Annotated in this window: 17 protein-coding genes; 7 read left to right on the forward strand and 10 right to left on the reverse strand. The window is 56.4% G+C overall.

Going from position 1 to position 19,927, the window contains the following annotated elements:
* Positions 1-161: 161 nt before the first annotated feature.
* From INF35_RS03720 to INF35_RS03740, 5 genes are all read left to right on the forward strand, one after another.
* On the forward strand, positions 162-638 hold the full coding sequence (locus INF35_RS03720; protein ID WP_193500173.1) for a GNAT family N-acetyltransferase: 477 nt from the start codon (positions 162-164) through the stop codon (positions 636-638).
* Between the two features lie 124 nt (positions 639-762).
* Positions 763-1,035, forward strand: a complete 273-nt coding sequence (locus INF35_RS03725; RefSeq protein WP_193500524.1) for a sporulation transcriptional regulator SpoIIID — start codon at positions 763-765, stop codon at positions 1,033-1,035.
* A 107-nt stretch (positions 1,036-1,142) separates the two neighbouring features.
* The gene (locus INF35_RS03730) at positions 1,143-1,622 is read left to right on the forward strand and encodes a deoxycytidylate deaminase (RefSeq protein ID WP_193500174.1); all 480 of its coding nucleotides are present in this window, start codon (positions 1,143-1,145) and stop codon (positions 1,620-1,622) included.
* A gap of 42 nt (positions 1,623-1,664) precedes the next feature.
* Positions 1,665-2,285 carry a uridine kinase gene (udk, locus tag INF35_RS03735; RefSeq protein ID WP_193500175.1) on the forward strand — a complete coding sequence of 207 codons (621 nt, stop codon included), beginning with the start codon at positions 1,665-1,667 and terminating at the stop codon, positions 2,283-2,285.
* 41 nt (positions 2,286-2,326) lie between these two features.
* Positions 2,327-2,674 (forward strand): PAS domain-containing protein, encoded by a 348-nt coding sequence (locus INF35_RS03740; protein WP_193500176.1) that lies wholly within the window; start codon positions 2,327-2,329, stop codon positions 2,672-2,674.
* A 143-nt stretch (positions 2,675-2,817) separates the two neighbouring features.
* Here INF35_RS03740 and glgA read toward each other — a convergent pair whose 3' ends face one another.
* From glgA to INF35_RS03765, 5 genes are all read right to left on the reverse strand, one after another.
* Positions 2,818-4,236, reverse strand: a complete 1,419-nt coding sequence (glgA, locus tag INF35_RS03745; RefSeq protein WP_193500177.1) for a glycogen synthase GlgA — start codon at positions 4,234-4,236, stop codon at positions 2,818-2,820.
* A gap of 350 nt (positions 4,237-4,586) precedes the next feature.
* Positions 4,587-5,711, reverse strand: coding sequence for a glucose-1-phosphate adenylyltransferase subunit GlgD (glgD, locus tag INF35_RS03750; protein ID WP_193500178.1), 1,125 nt, complete (start codon positions 5,709-5,711; stop codon positions 4,587-4,589).
* Positions 5,705-6,928 (reverse strand): glucose-1-phosphate adenylyltransferase, encoded by a 1,224-nt coding sequence (locus INF35_RS03755; protein ID WP_193500179.1) that lies wholly within the window; start codon positions 6,926-6,928, stop codon positions 5,705-5,707. Before INF35_RS03755 ends, glgD begins: the two co-directional genes overlap by 7 nt.
* A 93-nt stretch (positions 6,929-7,021) precedes the next feature.
* The gene (glgB, locus tag INF35_RS03760) at positions 7,022-9,082 is read right to left on the reverse strand and encodes a 1,4-alpha-glucan branching protein GlgB (protein ID WP_193500180.1); all 2,061 of its coding nucleotides are present in this window, start codon (positions 9,080-9,082) and stop codon (positions 7,022-7,024) included.
* A gap of 283 nt (positions 9,083-9,365) precedes the next feature.
* Positions 9,366-10,400: a GDSL-type esterase/lipase family protein gene (locus INF35_RS03765; protein WP_193500181.1), complete on the reverse strand. Its 1,035-nt coding sequence runs from the start codon at positions 10,398-10,400 to the stop codon at positions 9,366-9,368.
* A gap of 458 nt (positions 10,401-10,858) precedes the next feature.
* On the opposite strand from INF35_RS03765, the gene clpB reads away from it, so the two are divergent.
* On the forward strand, positions 10,859-13,468 hold the full coding sequence (gene clpB, locus INF35_RS03770) for an ATP-dependent chaperone ClpB (RefSeq protein ID WP_193500182.1): 2,610 nt from the start codon (positions 10,859-10,861) through the stop codon (positions 13,466-13,468).
* Positions 13,469-13,926: 458 nt separating this feature from the next.
* Complete coding sequence (locus tag INF35_RS03775) at positions 13,927-14,856, forward strand: alpha/beta hydrolase (RefSeq protein ID WP_193500183.1); 930 nt, start codon at positions 13,927-13,929, stop codon at positions 14,854-14,856.
* A 128-nt stretch (positions 14,857-14,984) separates the two neighbouring features.
* Here INF35_RS03775 and INF35_RS03780 read toward each other — a convergent pair whose 3' ends face one another.
* From INF35_RS03780 to INF35_RS03800, 5 genes are all read right to left on the reverse strand, one after another.
* Positions 14,985-16,190: an MFS transporter gene (locus INF35_RS03780; protein WP_193500184.1), complete on the reverse strand. Its 1,206-nt coding sequence runs from the start codon at positions 16,188-16,190 to the stop codon at positions 14,985-14,987.
* A gap of 119 nt (positions 16,191-16,309) precedes the next feature.
* The gene (locus INF35_RS03785) at positions 16,310-17,335 is read right to left on the reverse strand and encodes an AraC family transcriptional regulator (RefSeq protein WP_235983095.1); all 1,026 of its coding nucleotides are present in this window, start codon (positions 17,333-17,335) and stop codon (positions 16,310-16,312) included.
* Between the two features lie 246 nt (positions 17,336-17,581).
* Positions 17,582-18,898, reverse strand: a complete 1,317-nt coding sequence (locus INF35_RS03790) for an alpha-amylase family glycosyl hydrolase (RefSeq protein WP_193500185.1) — start codon at positions 18,896-18,898, stop codon at positions 17,582-17,584.
* Positions 18,899-18,985: 87 nt separating this feature from the next.
* Complete coding sequence (locus INF35_RS03795) at positions 18,986-19,213, reverse strand: hypothetical protein (RefSeq protein WP_193500186.1); 228 nt, start codon at positions 19,211-19,213, stop codon at positions 18,986-18,988.
* 70 nt (positions 19,214-19,283) lie between these two features.
* Complete coding sequence (locus tag INF35_RS03800; RefSeq protein WP_193500187.1) at positions 19,284-19,769, reverse strand: hypothetical protein; 486 nt, start codon at positions 19,767-19,769, stop codon at positions 19,284-19,286.
* Positions 19,770-19,927 lie beyond the last annotated feature (158 nt).

The following is a 19,927-nucleotide window of genomic DNA, read 5'->3' on the forward strand; positions in this document are numbered from 1 at the left end:
ACGATATGGAATTCTTACACTCTTGTGGGTATCGTTGTCGTTCGCTGTCCAGCCTGCACTGACCGCAGGCCCTGCCCCCTCAGCCGGCAAATCCAAGCGTCCCCGCTTTGTCAAACGGGGGCGCTTTTGTTTTGGCCCCATCGGGCCGGAAAGGATTTGCCATGAAAAACGTCTTTGCTTTCGATCTTACCGAATCGTCTCTCTCCGACTTCTCCCACCCCGGTTTTCGCCGGGCCTTTGAATGCTATTTTTCGGAGATGGAGATCTCTGTGGATGACTGGGAAGCCGTCTACCGGGAGATGGCTGTCTCCGGTGCCCAGGCTTTGCTCCTGTGTTCCCCGGACGGGGAGACAGAAGCCTTTTTACTGTATGCCGTCCTCCCTTTTTCCAGTTCCTTTTTTGAAGGCAGCGCTGCTTTTGTTCAGGAATTCTGGGTTGCGCCTCCTCTGCGTGGTCAGGGCCTGGGCCGTCGGCTGCTGCGCAGCGCCGAGAAGAGATTTTCCGCACAGGGACTGAGCCTTGTCCTGCTGACCAGCGACACCGCGGAACACTTTTATCTTCACTGCGGTTATCGCCGGGCTGCGGGGATTCATGCCAAAAATGACTGCCCTGTTTTTCTGCGCTGTCTGCCCGAATAAATATTTCCCCGCTCCACCTGTGATGTTTCCCGGGCAGAATCTCCCTCGTTCTATCCCCTCCTTTTTCCGCATACGGTTTGGCAGAAGCCTGGCGCGCAGGCGCCAAAAAAGGAGGGCGTGCATGATGAAAGGCGACGCGGAGGAACGCGCGGTGGAGGTGGGGCGCTACATCGTACAGCACAACACCACGGTGCGGGCGACGGCGGCGGTGTTCGGCGTCAGCAAAAGCACCGTCTGGAAAGACCAGTCCCGGCTCAGGCGGCAAAATCCGGCCCTGTGGCGGGAGGTACAGATGGTGCTGCAAAAAAACAAGGCGGAGCGTCATTTGCGGGGCGGCGAGGCCACCCGCAGAAAGTTTCTGCGGCTGAGTGGGGCACATCCCCCCGATCGCCCCTGACCAGGGCTTGCACGGGTACTGCACAGCCTGTATAATAAAGGGAAAAGAATGGGACCGCCTCCCATGCGGACGGCGGGGAATCTCACGCCAGAAAGGTCGTGTGAACTATGAAACGCAAGGATTACATTTCCTGGGATGAATACTTCATGGGCATCGCGCTGCTGACCGCCATGCGCTCCAAGGATGACAGCAGTCAGGTGGGTGCCTGCATCGTCAGCCCCGAAAACAAAATTCTGTCCCTGGGTTACAACGGTATGCCCATCGGCTGCAACGACGACGATATGCCCTGGGAGCGCGAGGGTGATCCGCTGGATACCAAGTATATGTATGTCTGTCACGCCGAACTCAACGCGATCCTGAACTCGGCACACAGCAATCTGACCGGAGCCCGGGTGTATGTGACGCTGTTCCCCTGCAACGAGTGTGCCAAGGCCATCATCCAGAGCGGCATCAAGGAAATCATCTACTACTCGGACAAATACCATGATGAACCGTCCAGCATGGCAAGTCGTCGGCTGTTCAACATGACCGGCGTCAAATACCGCGCATATCATCCTTCCGGCCGTGAGCTCACCCTCACGGTGTGACGGGTACGGCGGCAGGAATCCGAAACAGGCGGAGGAATGTTCATGAATACCATCGTGATCGGCATTGCCGGCGGTACCGGCAGCGGCAAAACCACCCTGACCAAACGTCTGCGGGAGCATTTTGGCGAGCAGGAAGTCAGCGTCATCAACCACGACAGCTATTACAAGCGCCACGATGAGCTCCCCTACGAGGAGCGCTGCAAACTCAACTACGACCATCCCGACTCTTTCGAAACCGATCTGATGATCGAGCATCTCAAGCAGCTGCGGGCCGGGCAGAGCGTGGAGGTCCCGGTCTACGACTATACCATCCACAATCGCAGTGACGAGACCATTACCGTCCGGCCGGCTCCTGTCATCATTGTGGAGGGCATCCTGATTTTTGCATCCCAGGAACTCTGCGACCTGATGGACATCAAGGTCTTTGTGGATACCGACGCCGATGTCCGCATCCTGCGGCGCATTGTCCGCGATGTCAAGTCCCGCGGGCGGACGCTGGACAGTGTCGTTTCCCAGTATCTCACCACCGTCAAACCCATGCACGAACAGTTCGTCGAGCCCAGCAAGCGCAAGGCCGACCTCATCATTCCCGAGGGCGGCAAAAACGCCGTGGCACTGGATATGCTCATCAAGTGGGTATCCAACCACCTGAGCGCCGTATGAGTGGAGCTCCGCAACCATTTTGCCAGTCAGAGAGGGATTCCATGCAGGAACTTGAAATGCTGCGCGCGATTCTGGACAGCTACCCCTACCCCATCGTGTTCGTGGACAACGACTATATCATCCGCTATATGAACCGGAACGCCCGCTACCACTATTACGAGGAGCGGGGCTATCACGATCTTATCGGCGCCAGTCTGTTTGCCTGCCATGATGCGCCGTCCTCAGTGGAAAAAATCAAAGCTGCCTACGAGGGCATCCGCCGCAACGGCAAAGAGGTGTTCATCGGTGTATCGGCACGCAACCAGCGCATCTATATGCAGGGTGTCCGCGGAGCCGACGGAAAGTGGATCGGCTTTTTTGAACGTTTTGAGCTCAATCTGCAAAAATGATTTCTTTCCCCTCTCCTGCCGCGTATGTCCACAGGCTTTCCCCAAAATGTAAATAAAAATCGCCGCCAGGCACCTGTTACGGTTGCCTGACGGCGATTTTGTTTGATACGTTCAGTACCCGTTGTTTCGGGCGGGCCTTCCTCTTACCAGAGGTTCACCACCTCATTGTACAGGCCCTCGTAGCTCTTGGCCGAGTTGGACCAGCTGAAGTCGCATTCCATGGCCCGGCGGACCAGAATGGGCCAGCCATCTTTCTGCCAGTAGCCTTCCTTGGCGCGCCAGCAGGCCTCGTACAGCTCATGAGCGTTGTAGTTGGCAAAGGTGAAACCGTTGCCGTAGCCGTCGCCGGAGTCGTGAATGGAATCCCGCAGGCCGCCGGTCTCACGGACGATGGGAATGGTGCCGTAGCGGCAGGAAACCATCTGCGCCAGACCGCAGGGCTCGCTGCGGGAAGGCATGAGGAACATATCCGCACCGGCATAGATCTTCTGGGCCAGTTTGGCGTTGAAGCCGATGTAGACGCCTACACGGCCCGGGTGACGGGCACACAGCTCATTGAAGAAGGCCTCATAACCTGCTTCGCCGGAGCCCAGGACCACCAGCTCGATGCCCTGCTGCAGCAGGCCTTCGGCGATGGTGCGGACCAGGTCCACACCCTTATGGCCCACCAGGCGGGTGACCATGGCCATGACCGGGCTGCCGTCCTTGTTCAGGCCCATCTCGTCCTGCAGGGCCGCCTTGCAGACTGCCTTTCCGGTCTCGAAGGTGTTGACATCATAGTTCTGGGCAATGTCGGGATCGGTGGCGGGGTTGAACACATCCACATCGATGCCGTTAAGAATGCCGCACAGCTTGTACTGCTTCTGGCGCAACAGGCCGTCCAGGCCATGGCTGAACCACGGGTCCAGAATCTCCTGGGCGTAGGTGGGGCTGACGGTAGTGACCTTGTCGGCCGTCTCGATGGCGCCCTTCATGAAGTTGGCGCAGCCGTCGTACTCCACCACATGCGCATCCCGGGCGCCGATGCCGCAGGTATCCTCCAGGATATCCAGGCCGTACTTGCCCTGATAGGCAATGTTGTGGATGGTGAACACCGTCTTGATACGGTTGAACTTGTCCAGGTGGCGGTAGTACAGATTCAGGTAGACGGGGGTCAGCGCAGTCTGCCAGTCGTTGCAGTTGATGATGTCGGGCTCAAAATCCGTGTAGAACAGCATCTCCAGAATGGCCCGGGCAAAGAAGGCAAAGCGCTCGCCGTCATCGTAGAAGCCGTAGAGGCCGCTGCGCTTGAAGTAATACTCGTTGTCGATAAAGTAGAAGGTCACGCCGTCATTTTCAGCCTTGAACAGGCCGCAGTACTGGCTGCGCCACCCCACCGGCACACTGAAGTTGGTGATGTAGGTCAGGCGGTCACGGAATTTCAAGTCGCCGTACAGCGGCATAACCACGCGGCAGTCGACGCCGTCCTTGACCAGAGCCTTGGGCAGAGCGCCCGCAACATCGGCCAGACCGCCGGATTTTGCAAAGGGAGCCGCCTCACTGGTAGCGTAAAGGATTCTCATTTTGTCCTCCTTGGTCATGGCCCGCGGCCTTGCCGCCGGACAGAGAGCCCGGGCCGGGTATCCGACCGCACATCCCGCAAAAGGATGGGCGTCAAAACAAAAGAAAGGGGCGGGAGTCGGGAAACCTTGACGAAACAGCGCATCCGATCCCACGGCTGCGGGTGCAGAGCGCGGCAGGACTGCATCCTGCCAGCGGCGGTGCAGCCGAGCATTCGCACCCCGGCGCCTGCGCGCATGGGCGATGCTTGGCCCGGGAACGGGCCTTGCTTTTCCGTCATCGGCCCCTCTCCCGCCCTCTCAAAGGCCGGACTGCCGGGGAGATTTGGCTGCCCGGCCCATTGAGGCTGAACTTACACGGTGTGGTTCTTGGCAACAAACACCGGGAAAGATTCGGTACCGCTGAGTTTCTTGTCTGCGGTGATGTGGACGTTCTTGTCGGTGACGACATACTCCACAGAGGAACCTGCCTCCACCACGGTATCCTGCATCAGCACGCAGTTTCTGACCACAGCGCCCTTCTTGACCTGGCAGCCGCGGAACAGAACACTGTTCTCCACAGTGCCCTCGATGACGCAGCCGTCGGCCAGCAGGGAGTTCTTGACCTTGCTGCCGGTCAGGTAGCGGGACGGGTTATCGTCACGAATCTTGGTGTAGATGGGATTGGCCGGATCAAACAGGGCCTCCACGTTATCGCCTTCCAGCAGGCGCATGTTCTCGTCGAAGTAGCTCTTCATGTCGGAGATGCGGGCTGCATAGCCGGTGTACTCGTAGGCATGAACGTTGAGCAGGCTCAGGTTGCGGGCCAGAATGTCGCGCTCGAAGTAGACCAGGCCGCGGACGGAAGCGTCGCGGACCAGCTGGATCAGGCTGTCACGCTCAATGATGTAAATGTTCATGGCCAGGTTCTGGACACCGGGACGATAGTCGTTGGAGAGCAGCTCAGTGACGCGGCCGTCCTTGATTTGAACGGTGTAGTTGTCATTGCGGGCGCCCTCGGGGATCTCGGCGCGGTTGTAGACCATGGTGACATCAGCACCGCTCTTGACATGCTCTTCGATCAGCTTGTTGAAGTCGAAGTTCATGGCGATGCAGGCGTCGGACAGGACGACATATTTTTCCTTCTGGGCGCTGATCCAAGACAGGATGCTGGCCAGTGCATCCACACGGCCGGAATACATCTTGACGCTGCGCTCTGCAAAAGGCGGAACGATGTTCAGACCGCCGCGCTTACGGGTCAGGTCCCATTCACGGCCTGCGCCCAGGTGATCCATCAGGGAGTGGTAGTTCTTCCGCACGATGACCGACACATTGTCGATGCCGGAGTTCGCCATGTTGGACAGGACGAAGTCGATCATGCGGTAACGTCCGCCGAACGGGATGGAGGCCATCGTGCGCTCCGCCACCAGTTCCGGGACAAGGTTATCATACGTGTTGGCAAAAATGACGCCCAGGGCGCTTGCGTTGCTGCTTACCATTGCTCCTCACCATCCTTTACATCATTGGAGACCATCGCTTTGGGGCCGACGGTTGCGCCCTTGCCGATGCGGACACCGGAACCCACGGTGGCCACATCACCCGGATTGGCAATGTCGCAGCCGCTCTCCGGCATAGCGCCGACGGTTGCGCCTTCCTCGATCGTGACGTTCTCGGCCACGATGCAGTGCTTGACGGTGGCACCCGCCTTGATGACGGTGCCGCCCATCACGACGGCAGCCTCAACGGTGGCGCCTTTCTCGACCACAACACCCGGGAAGAGGATGGAGTCCTTGACGGTACCGTTGACCTTGCAGCCCTCGGTGACCATGGAGTTTTCGATGTCGGCATCCGCGCCGATCTTCTGGCAGGGATTGCCGCTGTTGCGGGAGTAGATCTTCCAGCTCTCGTCAAACAGGTTGATGCCGGAATGAGAGGGGTCCAGTACCTCCATGTTGGCCTGCCACAGGGAGGAGATGGTTCCCACGTCCTTCCAGTAGCCTGCAAAGCGGTAGGCGTACATGCGGCGGCCGTCACGCAGCAGGGCGGGAATGACGTTCTTGCCGAAATCGTTCTCGCTCTCGGGATCGGCCTCGTCCGCGATCAGGTAGGACTTGAGGATATCCCAGTTGAAGATATAGATGCCCATGGAAGCCAGGTTGCTCTTGGGCTCCTTCGGCTTTTCCTGGAACTCATTGATACGGTCATTTTCATCCGTGACCATCAGGCCGAAGCGGGAAGCCTCGCTCCATGGCACTTCCATAACGGCAACGCTGAACTCGGCATTCTTCTCCTTGTGGAAGCGGAGGAAGTCAGAGTAATCCTGCTTGCAGATCTGGTCGCCGGACAGGATGATAACGTACTTGGGATCGTAACGGTCGATGAACGAAATGTTCTGATAAATCGCATTTGCGGTGCCCTTGTACCAGTCGGAGCCGGAGGCCTGCTGATACGGAGGCAGAACATGGACGCCGCCGTGCAGGCGGTCAAGGTCCCACGGCTGGCCATTGCCCACATACTCGTTCAGGACCAGCGGCTGATACTGCGTCAGGATGCCGACGGTGTCGATATCCGAGTTGACGCAGTTGGACAGCGGGAAGTCGATGATACGATACTTTCCGCCAAACGGCACTGCGGGCTTGGCAAGCTTTTGGGTCAGCGCATACAAACGCGAACCCTGGCCGCCGGCCAGAATCATTGCGATCATTTCTTTTGCCATGATAATCTCCCCTTATTCGGCTTTCGCCATTGATAAACATTGCCTTGGGTCTTTATCGCCCCGCCCGGGCTCTGAGCCCGGATACGGGATTCCTCACGCCTTCGGCGTTTTGGCTTTGGTTGCGGCCTTTTTGGCCGGAGCTTTGGCAGTTTCAGCCTTGGCTGCTGCAGCGGGCTTTGCCGTCGCCTTTTTGCGGGTGGTCTTGGCCGGAGCCTTCTCGCCCTTGGCATCCTTGGTGTCTTCCGCCTTGGGCTTGCGCACCCGGGGCATGGGAACCGAGAAATAGACGGTGGACAGCGGCGGCAGCGTAATGCTGATGTGCTGGTCAAAGCCGTGCATGGCGCCCTTGACGCTGCGGACCGGTGCATTGTGGACATCGGTGCCGCCGTACTTGGCGTCATCCGAGTTGATCAGCTCTTTGTATGTACCTGCCACCGGCACGCCCAGCTGGTAGTTCTCCCGCAGGACGGGGTTGAAGTTGCAGGCGATCAGAACCATCTTGCCCGCAGCATCACGGCGCAGGAAGATGACCACACTCTGCTGATTGTCATCCGGCACGATCCACTGGAAGCCTTCCCAGGAGTAATCCACCTGCCACATGGACGGCGTGTCGCGATAGAAGTGGTTCAGATCGCGGACATAAGCCTGCAGCTGCTGGTGTTTCTCATATTCCAGAAGCATCCAGTCCAGCGGCTTCTTTTCATCCCACTCGATGAACTGGCCGAACTCCTGACCCATAAAGAGCAGTTTCTTGCCGGGATGGGCCATCATGTAGCCGTAGAAGGTGCGCAGGTTGGAGAACTTGGCCTCGTAGTCGCCGGGCATCTTGTTGATGAGGCTGCACTTGCCGTGAACGACCTCGTCATGGCTGATGGGCAGAATAAAGTTCTCGCTGAAGGCGTAGAAGAAACTGAAGGTGACCTTGCCGTGGTTGCCGGCGCGGAAGAGCGGATCGGTCTTCATGTAGCTGAGCATGTCGTTCATCCAGCCCATGTTCCACTTGAAGTTGAATCCCAGACCGCCGTCTTCCGCCGGCTTGGTGACCAGCGGCCATGCGGTGGATTCCTCCGCAATCATCATCTTGTGGGGATGGCGGCCCAAAACCGCGCCGTTGCACTTCTGCAGGAAGGCAATGGCTTCCAGGTTTTCCTTGCCGCCCTTGGAGTTCTGTTCCCACTCGCCGTCGCGGCGGTTGTAATCCAGATACAGCATGCTGGCCACCGCATCGACTCGCAGGCCGTCCAGGTGGTACTGCTCGATCCAGAACAGCGCGCTGGAAATCAGGAAACTCTGAACCTCGCCCATGCCATAATTAAAGACCATGGTTCCCCATTCCTTGTGCTCGCCGCGGCGGGGGTTGGGGTCCTCATAGCAGGGGGCGCCGTCGAACATGTACAGGCCGTAGGCATCCTTGGGGAAGTGGGCAGGCACCCAGTCCAGGATCACGCCGATGCCGGCCTGGTGCATCTTGTCCACAAAGTTCATGAAATCCTTGGGGGTGCCGTAGCGGCTGGTGGGGGCAAAATAGCCCGTGACCTGATAGCCCCAGCTGCCGTCGAAAGGATATTCCGTGATGGGCAGCAGCTCCACGTGGGTGTAGCCCATATCCTTGATGTACGGGATGAGGAGGTCAGCCAGCTCGGAATAGTTGTAGGGGATGTCCCCTTCCTTCATCTTCCAGCTGCCCACCTGCATCTCGTAGATACTCATGGGCCCGTTGATGACATCCTTTTTCTCCTGCTCAGCCTCCCAGGCGGAATCCCCCCAGGTGTAGCCGCTCAGTTCATAGACCTTGCTGCCGTTGGAGGGACGGGTCTCGGTATGGAATGCATACGGGTCCGCCTTGAACAGCAGTTCGTCCGACGGGCTGGTGACGCAGTATTTATAGACTTCGTACTCCTCAATGCCGGGAATAAAGATTTCCCAGATTCCGCCTTCGTCAACTTTCTGCATCGGATGGCTGCCGGGAACCCAGCGGTTAAAATCACCCACCACGGACACGGCTTTGGCGTGCGGCGCCCAGACGCGGAATACCGCACCGGGCTGACCGTCGCGCTCGCACAGGTGCGAGCCGAAATACCGGTAGGCTTCATGGTTGTTGCCCTGTTTGAACAGGAAAACAGGATAATCGGCTTCTTTGGCTGCCTGTTTCACTGCAATCTCCCCTTTACGACGGCTGCATACCGCCAGAATTTTGCTAATACTATATTACCTGTTTCATTAAGGAATTTCAAGGTTTTTCTGTTATAATCTGCTAAAAAAATCAGACTGTCCTTTTTGGAATTGTGCAAAACTTATACATAATTTTACATAATCTTGTCAGTTTATAAAAAAAGAGCGCCTCTGCGCAGCAAAATTGCTTTGCAGAGACGCCTGTAAAGAATTTCAAAGTTTTGTATTTTGTGCAATGTGACCGGTCAGGCCGCTATTTTCTGCGTCAGGTGCCGTAAATATAATAGGGATTTTCTCCCAGATAAATACTGCGGCGATTCCATGCCGTATGGGTGGCAAGGTAATCGCTCCACGCCTGGTAGCCTTCGGGGTTAAAGTGGACGCCGTCATAATTGGCATCGTATTCGTCAATGAGGCTGCCGTCGGGTTTGGTCAGTGCCTCCCGGATGTTGACAAAGTAACAGCCCTTGCGCAGCGCCAGATTGGCGATCTGGTCGTTGACTGCCGCAATACGGGCATTGTCCAGACCGGGGCGCTGCAAAACCACGTCCTCCTGTACGCCGGGGATGGCCTGAATATAGAAGATGACACCGGGATTGAGGTTTTCTCTAAGAATGTCGATCATCCGCTCATAGTAGGCAAGCAGTTTTTCCTCGTTGTTGGGCTGCACCATGGTGTTGGTGCCAAACAGCAGGTAGACATAGTCGGGCTGGCTGGCCACAATGGTTTCGATGGGCGTCTCGGTGGCGCCGGTGACCGCGTTGGTGACGGTGCCGTTGTTGACGATGACATCAGGGCCGATGTTCTTGTAGGCCGCGTAATGAGCATTCTGATAGCCGGTGGCGTAAATGCCCAGACCGGATGTCAGACTGTCGCCCACAAAGGTCACCGTATTGAAGTAGTCGTCCGTCACCGTGCCCAGCATGGGCAGGGCCACCATGCGGTGGTCGGTGTTCTGGTAATCCTGATTGAGGGTTGCCTCCACCTTTTCCGACTTATCCCAGGCGGCATTGTCCACCTCGGGCAGAAGGCGGTGAGGCGCGTAACCCGCTGTCTCTGCCGTGGCCTGCGCTGCGGGTTCGGGTGTTGGGGTAGGGTCAGGCGTCGGGGTCGCCTCGGCCTTCGCCTCCTCCTCCGTGGACTCCACGGAGGCTGCCGGCACGCTCTCCCCTTTCCAGAACCAGAAAGCTCCTGCCGCGGCAGACAGAATCAGAAGAATGGCAAGGGCAATCACCAGCCAGCGCTTCCGGCTGCGCTTGGTCTCGATCTCCTTGCGGTAGGTATAAAAATCAGAAGCCATGTCAGAATCTCCCAAATATCAAAGGTACCGTGCGGTCCCGCACCTCGGCTGCAGCGCCTTGCCCTGCCGGGTACCGGGCCTTTTTTACTCTTTGCTTTGCTATAAAGGTAATATGCGTTTATTATACCCCCTCAGACATTCGGGGTGCAAGAGAAGGCTGTTATTTTCCCATACTTTTACAAAAGTGTACGCACACCGGTGTGCCGCCTGCATCAAGCGGGGCAAAATTGTAAATATTTTGTGTCAGCCCTTGCATTTTCAGCGCCGCGTGCTACAATGTTAGCAGTCAGACAAGCAGAGTGCTAAAATGTGAAAATCCAGAGCATTCCAAATCCCATTCCGGCCGCTCTGCCCCGTTTGACGGCAGACGACTTTGCCCCAAAGCTGCCGTTTTGGCAGTCAGGCAGTTCGTCTGCCAGGGTATCACATCGTGTCCATGCCAAAAGGAGGTCTGCGATATGAACATGAACCAATTCACCCAAAAAACCGTCGAGGCTCTGCAGAGTGCGCAGCGCCTTGCCGTTGAATATTCCAACCAGGCTCTGGAACAGGAGCATATCCTGGCCGCTCTGGCCCAGCAGTCCGACGGGCTGATCCCCCAGATGCTGACCAAGATGAATGTCGACCCCGGTACCTTTTCCGCCGCCGCGGTGGAAAAGGTGGCCGCCCTGCCCCGTGTGACGGGTTCCGGCCGTGACCCCGACAAGGTCTACATCTCGGGCGATTTGGACCGTGCGCTGAACGCCGCCGAGGACCAGGCCAAGCAGATGAAGGACGAATATATCAGCGTCGAGCATGTATTCTTGGGCATCCTGCAGCGGCCCGGCAAGGCCGCCGGCGAACTGCTGCGTCAGTTCGGCATCACTCAGGAGAAATTCATGCAGCAGCTGTCCGCCGTCCGGGGCAACCAGCGGGTCACCAGCGACAATCCCGAGGAGACCTACAACGCTCTGGAAAAGTACGGCACCGATCTGGTAACCGCAGCAAAGCAGAATAAGCTGGACCCGGTCATCGGCCGTGATGTGGAGATCCGCAACGTCATCCGCATCCTGTCCCGCAAGCGCAAGAACAACCCTGTTCTCATAGGCGAGGCCGGTGTCGGCAAGACCGCCATTGCAGAAGGTCTGGCCCAGCGTATCGTGCGCGGCGACGTGCCCGAGAATCTGAAGGACCGCCGCATCTTCAGCCTGGATATGGGCGCACTGGTCGCGGGCGCCAAGTACCGCGGCGAGTTTGAGGAACGGCTCAAGAGCGTGCTCAACGAGGTCAAGAAGAGCGAAGGCCAGATCATCCTGTTCATTGATGAGCTGCACACCATTGTGGGCGCCGGCAAGACCGACGGCGCCATGGATGCGGGCAACCTGCTCAAGCCGCTGCTGGCCCGGGGCGAGCTGCACTGCATCGGCGCCACCACTCTGGACGAGTACCGCGAATATATCGAGAAGGACCCCGCCCTGGAGCGCCGGTTCCAGCCCGTCATGGTCAACGAGCCTACGGTGGAGGACACCATCTCCATTCTGCGCGGCCTGAAAGAGCGCTATGAGGTGTTCCACGGCGTCAAGATCCAGGATGCCGCCCTTATTGCCGCGGCTACCCTGTCCGACCGGTATATCACCGACCGTTTCCTGCCCGACAAGGCCATCGACCTGGTGGATGAAGCCTGCGCCATGGTCAAGACTGAACTGGACTCCATGCCCGCCGAGCTGGACGACCTGAACCATCGCATCACTCAGCTGCAGATCGAGGAGGCCAGCCTGAAAAAGGAAACCGACCCCATGTCCCAGCAGCGTCTGGCAGCTCTGGAGAAAGAGCTGGCGGAACTGCGGGACAGCTTCAACAGCAAGAAAGCCCAGTGGGACAACGAGAAGAATGCCATCGGCAAGGTGCAGAGCCTGCGTGCCGAGGTAGAGGCCACCAAGGCCGAAGTGGAAAAGGCCACCCGCAACGGTGACTACGCCAAGGCCGGCGAGCTGCAGTACGGCAAGCTGCCCAACCTGCAGAAAGAGCTGGAGGAGCAGGAAAAGCTGGCTGCCGAGAAGAAGGAAGCCAGCCTGCTGCGTGACCGTGTCACCGACGAGGAGATCGCCCGCATCGTGGCCCGCTGGACCGGTATCCCTGTGGAGAAGCTGGTGGAGGGCGAGCGGGAGAAGCTGCTCCGCCTGCCCGAAGTGCTGCATCAGCGGGTGATCGGCCAGGACGAGGCCGTCCGCAAGGTCTCCGACGCCATTCTGCGTTCCCGTGCGGGCATCGCCAACCCCGGCCGCCCCATCGGCAGCTTCCTGTTCCTCGGCCCCACCGGCGTCGGCAAGACCGAGCTGGCCAAAGCGCTGGCCCAGACCTTGTTTGACGATGAGAAGAACCTGATCCGTATCGACATGACGGAGTATATGGAGAAATTCAGTGTCTCCCGTCTGATCGGTGCGCCTCCGGGATATGTGGGCTATGAGGAGGGCGGCCAGCTGACCGAGGCCGTCCGCCGCCATCCCTACAGCGTGGTGCTGTTCGATGAGGTGGAAAAAGCCCATCCCGATGTCTTCAACATCCTGCTTCAAGTGCTGGACGACGGCCGCATCACCGACAGCCAGGGCCGCACTGTGGACTTCAAGAACACCGTCATCATCCTGACGTCCAACCTGGGCTCCGACATCATTCTGGATGATCTGGAGCACAGCCGTTCCCAGGGCGGCAACGAGCTGTCCGCCGAGGCCCGGGAGAAGATCTCCCAGCTGCTCAAGCGGCAGTTCCGTCCCGAGTTCCTCAACCGTCTGGACGACATCGTCTACTACAAGAGCCTGACCCGCGACGAGATCGGCAGCATCGTCGACCTGATGCTGAACGACCTGCGCAAGCGCCTGGCTGACAAGCAGCTCACCCTGGTCGTCACCGACGCCGCCAAGGCTTTCATCGTGGACAACGGCTACGATCCCATCTACGGTGCCCGTCCGCTCAAGCGGTATATCCAGGCGAACGTGGAGACCATGATCGCCAAGGAGATCATCGGCGGCAGCCGCGTTCCCGGTGACACCCTCACCGTGGACGTGGAGAACGGGGCCCTGGTCCTGCGCTGATGTCCCAACCGTTTCCTCTCTCCCTTTACAGCAACACACAGCAAAGCCCCCGGCAGACCGGAACCTTCCGGCCCGCCGGGGGCTTTTTGTGTCAGAGCACAGGCACGGCAACGCCGGCCACCTGACCGTCAGACTTTTGCCGCTCCGCCGCCGGGGGACACATTCTCCGTCAGACGGCAGTCCTTGCATCAGTCTGCCCTGCCCGTGTTTGCGATTTCATCCTTTGGGAAAGTCTCTGTCCGAGATAAGTATTGGTGAATGAAAATATACACATACATAGGATAATTATCCCCTTTGACCTGAAAGGTATTTTAGACTAACAAATGTCGTAATTTTTCGTTCATGGAGTGAGACAAGTAGGGGCAAATATGCTATAATGCAGGTGTAATTGGAACATTTTGCTGTTTTTCCGTCTATATACAAAGACAAACTTGAATTTGGCGAGGTGAGTATACAACATGAAGATTCATAATGCACAGTATAAAATTGATGATAGCAGTATTTTGAACTACTATGAGGTTGGAACCGAAAAAAACAAATTATTACTGCTTCATGCCCAGGGAACAAACTCTTGTAGCTTCTATAGTGTTGTTACAAAACTCGCAAAGCACTATCATGTGTACCTGGTAGATTATTACGGACACGGAAAGAGTTCCCACAATCCAGAAAAATACAATCTGGTCAGTATCGGCAACGACATTATGGACTTTATTGAAAATGTGATTTTTGATTCTGTTGCCGTGTTGGGTCATTCATCGGGTGGGCTGATTGCAGCATACATTGCAGCACACTCTCCCAGATGCTCCAAACTAATATTGGAAGACCCTCCGTTCTTCTCAAGCTGGGGCGAAAGAAGATATAATACATACAATTACAAAGATTTATCCTCTGTCTGCCATAATTTCCTTTTACAGGATGTGGAAAAGGATTTCGTCTATTACTATTTCAAGAATCAGTATTGCTGGAATTTCTTTCCCGATGAATCCAGAGAAACTGTCAGAGAAAAACTGAGTGGTTTTGCATTGAAATACCGAACCAAACATCCCGACAAAAATCTGAAAGTTCTGTTTTGGCCTAAAAAGTTTTTAGAAGGCTTTAATGGCCTGCAATATTATGACCCTCATTTTGGAGAAGCCTTTTATAACGATTCGTTCAATGACACTGTTGATTACAATGACCTTCTTTCTAAAATCAAATGCAAAACTCTGTTTATGAAAGCAAAGACAACGATTGGTGAAAATGGTTTGTTGCAAGGCGCATTGTCTGATGAAGATTTGCAGAGAGTCAATGCCTTGATTGAAAATATGAAAATCCAGCAATTTGATTGTGGGCACGGTATTCATACAGAAAAGGCAAACCAGTTTGTGGAAGCAATAATTTCAATTTGACCAATTGGGATTTGTTGAACTGAATAGCATATATCCCATAGGAGCAAGGTTGAAATATACCTTGCTCCTTTTCGTTAGGCATTCATAAAAAATGAATAAAAAGGTCAGTTATACACACCAATACTTATCTAATACAGAGACTTGGGAAAACTTTCTTCTTTCTTGTTTTGCAATGCAGCCAGCCCCAAGGCCAAAGCTGCCGGAAACACCACGGCGGCAAGCAATCCTTTTTTCAGGTTTCCGTCCGCCAAATCAGAAACAACGCCCACCATCATCGGCCCCACCGTGCCGCCAAAATCGCCGGCCAGAGCCAAAAACGCAAACATGGCAGTGCCTCCCGCAGGGCAGATCTGAGAAGAAATGCTCAAGGTTCCCGGCCACATGATCCCAACAAAAAAGCCGCACAGCGCACAGCCCGCCATCCCCAGAGCCGGCAGCGCGGCCAAAGTGGTCAAAAGATAACACCCCATACAAAGGATCCCGGAAAGCAGCATTATCTTTCTGAGGTCCACCCTGCTGCTGATCCTGGCGCAGAGTACCCGGGCAGCCCCCATTAAACCGGCAAAAAGGCACGGCCCCGCAAGGTCGCCGAACGGTTTAGAAATCCCCATGGCTGCTTCCGTAAAGGCTGAGGCCCACTGTGCCATGGAGTTTTCTGCAGCACCGGCGCAGGCCATCAAAAGGATCAAAAGCCAGAACACCGGCAAGCGGAGCAATTTTCCTGCCCCTATGCCCTCTCCGGTTTTCACCAACCGTTCTATGGGACACGTGAGGAAATTAAAAATATTGCAAAACGGGACAATGGCCCACAACAGCGTGAGCACTCTCCATTTTTCCAGGCCGAACAGCGCAAAGAACACTGTCGATCCGAGAACCACCCCGACCATGCCCCAGCAGTAAAACGAGTGCAGCAGGCTCATCCTGCTTTCCTTGTTTTCGAACGGGCAGGCTTCCACAATAGGGCTGATCAGCACTTCGATCAGTCCGCTGCCGACCGCATAGATCACAACCGAGATCATTATTCCCAGAAACGGCGAAACCAGCAGCTCCGGCAAAAATGCCAGCATCACCAACCCGATTGCCGATAACAGATGGGATATCACCGCGCAGGCGCGATATCCGATTTTGTCCACAAATCCCGCGGCAGCAAAGTCCACTATCAGTTGTGTCAGAAAAAACGCGCTGGGTATCAACGCGATTTCCCCCAACGAAATATCGTATGTTTTATGGAATGTCAAAAAAAGCAGCGGCGCAAAATTTGCGCAGATCGCCTGCGTCACGTAGCCCAGATAACAGGCACGCAAGGTTTTTTGGTAGTTTGGCGTAACGGTCATGGTAACCCCTTTCTGATCAGCCGTGCAGATTCCGGCGCGCTCCCTGACGGATCACACCGACCTGCATTATATCAGCAAAATCAGAATATCATAAGGAACATTCCCACCAAATCATAGCACTATTTTCCCAAATCGCGAACATGTCCCGGCGGATAGCCATAAAAACTCCGGAACTTCCGGCTAAAATAGTTGGCCGAACCAAACCCGCAGTCCAGTCCGATCTGCTGGACCGTAAGGGAGGTATCATGCAGCAGTCTATGCGCCGTTTGAAGTCGATAACGAATCAATGCGTTCACCGGAGAACAGTCCATATACTCATGAAAACAGCGCGCGGCCTCGCTGCGGCTGATGCTGGCTGCTTGCGCAATGTCGGCAATCGTAATCGGTTCGGCATAATGCGTGTAAATATAGTCCAGCATTTTCTGCACCCGTACCTGCGTGCGCAGCTGTACCCGGGTCGCCTGGATTTTGGGCAATGCATCCAAACGGCAAATCAACAGTTCAAACAAACGGTTCAGATCCCGCTGCACGGCCAGTTCATAGCATCCGGTCTGCTGTTTCAGGCAGGTAAAGATCTCATCCATAAGGTCATGGATCTCACCGCACCAATCGTCTTGCCGTCTGAATACAATAAAAGGCAACGATGTGCAGTCCGCAATCGGCACAATATACTTTTGGCTGATGGTACTGGTTTCAGGTGCGATCAGTGTTCCGGAAAAAACAACAATCGGCAGCGGATCCGGCACATTGCCGGAAACCTGCTTTACACCATGCAGCAGATTCCTGTTCACAAAGATGCCGTCTCCGGGATTCAGCAGAATGTGCGTTTTCCCTACCTGGTAATCCAGTACACCGGTCTCTGCCCTTGCAATCTCAAAGTCCGGATGCCAGTGTAACGGCCCGGCCCAGCCCGGAAGCTCGGAAAGCTCATTTTCAAAATAAGAAACCGGAAAAAAAGCTGCTTCGTGGGCGATCCGCTCACGCATATTCTGGTCTACGATAACAGGCAAAACGATGTTTCCCCTTTCCGCTGTTTTGTTGGTCTGTTGTTTGATTTCATACAGTATAACAGGTAAAACCCGCTTTTTCCAACCGGCAGGCACATTCCATCCTCTGGAAAGATACACCGCAAATCTTTTCAGCAAAAACAGCAGCTCTCCTTATACACAAGGGAAGCTGCTGTTTTTTTGTTTTATGCTGTTGTCACATGGTGCCTTTCATGAAACAGATTCTCTGCCGTCCTGCCTCATTCAGCCTGCCAAAATCCGGGGCAGTGCCAAAGAAGGCAGCCACTGTGCCGTCATCCGGTTTTCAAAGGAAAGCCGGCTTTTTTCACCGCCTGTGCTTCTTTGACGCGCTGCTGGTTCAGCGGCCCATTAGCGTAAACAGGGTCACTCCGTTTTCCAGAACATGCAGGAGTACGGGGGCAGGTCGCTGCCGCCGCCGAAGTCATGGGCGTCACCGGTGATGAGGTCGACCGCCCGGCCTGCCTCGGCGTTGAAGTCGGCGTGATAGGGTTTGTCGTCGGCATTGATAGCCACCAGCACCCGGTCATCCCCGTAGCGGCGCTCAAAAATCAGCTGCTTGGGCTGGACCATGATATTGCGATAGCTGCCGTTGCACAGGGCAGGGCTGGCGGTGCGGGCTCCGGCCAAAGCGGTGATCCATTCGGTCAGTTCGTTTTCCTCCGGCTTGACGATCTCGGGCCGCAGGGTGGGGTCGCCGTTTTTCTTGTCGCCCTCCACGCCCCACTCACTGCCGTAGTAGACCGCAGGGGTGCCCGGCATACCGAACAGCAGGCCGTAAATGGGCTTGATGCAGTTTTTGTCGGTGAGAATGGTGGCAATGCGGCTGACATCGTGGTTGTCCACAAAGTTGAGCAGATGCTTGCCGGTATAAAGGCACCAGGGCTCGGAGCCGAACTGGCGGTTAAGGCTGTAGGAGATCTCATGCATATTGGCCGAGTTGAAGCTGGAATACAGGCCCTTGTAGCATTCGTAGTTGGTGACCGAGTGGCAGGCATGGTCGTTCATCCAGCGGTTGTAGTCGCCGTGGAGCGTCTCCCCCACCAGCGCAAACTCCGGTTTCAGGCCGTCGGTCACGCTGCGCAGTTCAGCCAGAAAGCCCAGGTCCAGGCAGTAGGCCACATCCAGGCGCAGGCCGTCGATGTCGTAGTCGCGCACCCAGGCGCGGACTGCATCAAAGATATACTGGCGCACCTCGGGGTTGTGCAGGTTGAGCTTGACCAGCTCGTTGCAGCCCTCCCAGGCCTCATACCAGAAGCCGTCGCCGTAGTTGGTATCCCCGTCAAAAGAGATGTGGAACCAGTCCTTGTAGCGGCTGGCGTGACGGTTCCGGCGCACATCCTCAAAGGCCCAGAACCCCCGGCCCACATGGTTGAAGACGCCGTCCAGCATGACCTTGAGGCCCGCCTGATGGAGGGCATCACAGACAGTCTTGAGGTCGTCGTTGGTGCCCAGGCGGCAGTCCACCTGGTTGAAATCCCGGGTGTCATACCCGTGGGCGTCGCTCTCAAACAGCGGGTTGAACAGCACACAGGTAGCCCCCAGCTCCTTGATGTGGTCCACCCAGTCCAGCACCCGCAGCAGGCGATGGGGATGTTCAGGGTCAGCGCCTTCATTCCGGAGCGGGGCGCCGCAGAGCCCCAGAGGATAAATCTGATAAATGACAGCATTGTCAAACCACATAACGCAACAGTCCTTTCTTTTTCATCGCCGGTTTTCCGGGCAGTCCGGCGGCCACGGTGTACCCGCCGCAGGATCAGCGGGAGCGGTTCATGCAAAGGTGATCCACATAAGGCGGATCAGCAGCACAGCGATCATGACCACAGCCGCGATCTTGACTGCCTTGGGGGTATGCTGTTCCGGCTGCCAGGTCTTTTTAAGCCAAGAATACACCATGGCAAGGGCGAACAAAATCGGAAACGCAAGGCGCAGTTCCACCCGGCTCAGGACCGGTTCCGGCGCAAACACCAGAACCGCCCACACAGCAACAAGGGCCACATCCACAACTGCACCGAAAACGGTCAGCAGCAGCTTCCGGATATCGGGTTTCGTGGCGACTCCTCCTTACTCAGTGCAGAAAGCGGAGCAGCGGCCGCAGGCGGCATGCATACAGCACCGCCACGGCACGCAGGGCCGCGTCATACACCAAAAATGCCAGGTTGCCGGTGACCAGCGTTGCTGCTGTCAGCAGTGCGCCGCCCGCGGTGAATTCTTCCATCAGGCCGGGCAGCGGAAAAACCACCAGCAGCAGTCCGTAACAGACCAGCACCGTCAGGTTGAACACCGCCAGACGGCAGATCAGCCGCACCGGAAGCCGGGACAGTCGGTCGATCCGCCTCTTGAGCATGGGATAAGGCCCCAGAACCAGTGCATAGACCAGCGCCAGCTCCCGGTCGGGCACCAGCAAAATTCCCAGCACCGACGCCGCCGCCCAGGTCATCCAGGCGTAGCGCCCGGGGCACTCGGCCATAACAGGAATTAACGCCATTCCGGCCAGCATGGGGGCACAGTAGGTTGCCAGAGGAAACAGCCCGCCCATTGCCAGTATGGCCACGCTCAGAGCTCCCAACACACCGCACAGTGCAATATGCGAGGTCCGTGTTCGGCTGTGCATGGCTGGTCAGCTCCTTTTGCCCCCGCAGGGACGCATTCATTATACCCTGCCGAAGCCGCTGATGCAATGCGATTTTGTAATTTATTTGACGCCTTGTT

This window comes from Gemmiger gallinarum, assembly GCF_014982805.1.
GTDB lineage: Bacteria > Bacillota > Clostridia > Oscillospirales > Ruminococcaceae > Gemmiger > Gemmiger gallinarum.

What these genes read in the sequence shown, in the direction of transcription:
- INF35_RS03720 (WP_193500173.1), top strand. Translation starts at nt 162, where the DNA reads ATGAAAAACGTCTTTGCTTTCGATCTTACCGAATCGTCTCTCTCCGAC.
- INF35_RS03725 (WP_193500524.1), top strand. Translation starts at nt 763, where the DNA reads ATGAAAGGCGACGCGGAGGAACGCGCGGTGGAGGTGGGGCGCTACATC.
- INF35_RS03730 (WP_193500174.1), top strand. Translation starts at nt 1,143, where the DNA reads ATGAAACGCAAGGATTACATTTCCTGGGATGAATACTTCATGGGCATC.
- udk (WP_193500175.1), top strand. Translation starts at nt 1,665, where the DNA reads ATGAATACCATCGTGATCGGCATTGCCGGCGGTACCGGCAGCGGCAAA.
- INF35_RS03740 (WP_193500176.1), top strand. Translation starts at nt 2,327, where the DNA reads ATGCAGGAACTTGAAATGCTGCGCGCGATTCTGGACAGCTACCCCTAC.
- glgA (WP_193500177.1), bottom strand. Translation starts at nt 4,236, where the DNA reads ATGAGAATCCTTTACGCTACCAGTGAGGCGGCTCCCTTTGCAAAATCC.
- glgD (WP_193500178.1), bottom strand. Translation starts at nt 5,711, where the DNA reads ATGGTAAGCAGCAACGCAAGCGCCCTGGGCGTCATTTTTGCCAACACG.
- INF35_RS03755 (WP_193500179.1), bottom strand. Translation starts at nt 6,928, where the DNA reads ATGGCAAAAGAAATGATCGCAATGATTCTGGCCGGCGGCCAGGGTTCG.
- INF35_RS03765 (WP_193500181.1), bottom strand. Translation starts at nt 10,400, where the DNA reads ATGGCTTCTGATTTTTATACCTACCGCAAGGAGATCGAGACCAAGCGC.
- clpB (WP_193500182.1), top strand. Translation starts at nt 10,859, where the DNA reads ATGAACATGAACCAATTCACCCAAAAAACCGTCGAGGCTCTGCAGAGT.
- INF35_RS03775 (WP_193500183.1), top strand. Translation starts at nt 13,927, where the DNA reads ATGAAGATTCATAATGCACAGTATAAAATTGATGATAGCAGTATTTTG.
- INF35_RS03780 (WP_193500184.1), bottom strand. Translation starts at nt 16,190, where the DNA reads ATGACCGTTACGCCAAACTACCAAAAAACCTTGCGTGCCTGTTATCTG.
- INF35_RS03790 (WP_193500185.1), bottom strand. Translation starts at nt 18,898, where the DNA reads ATGTGGTTTGACAATGCTGTCATTTATCAGATTTATCCTCTGGGGCTC.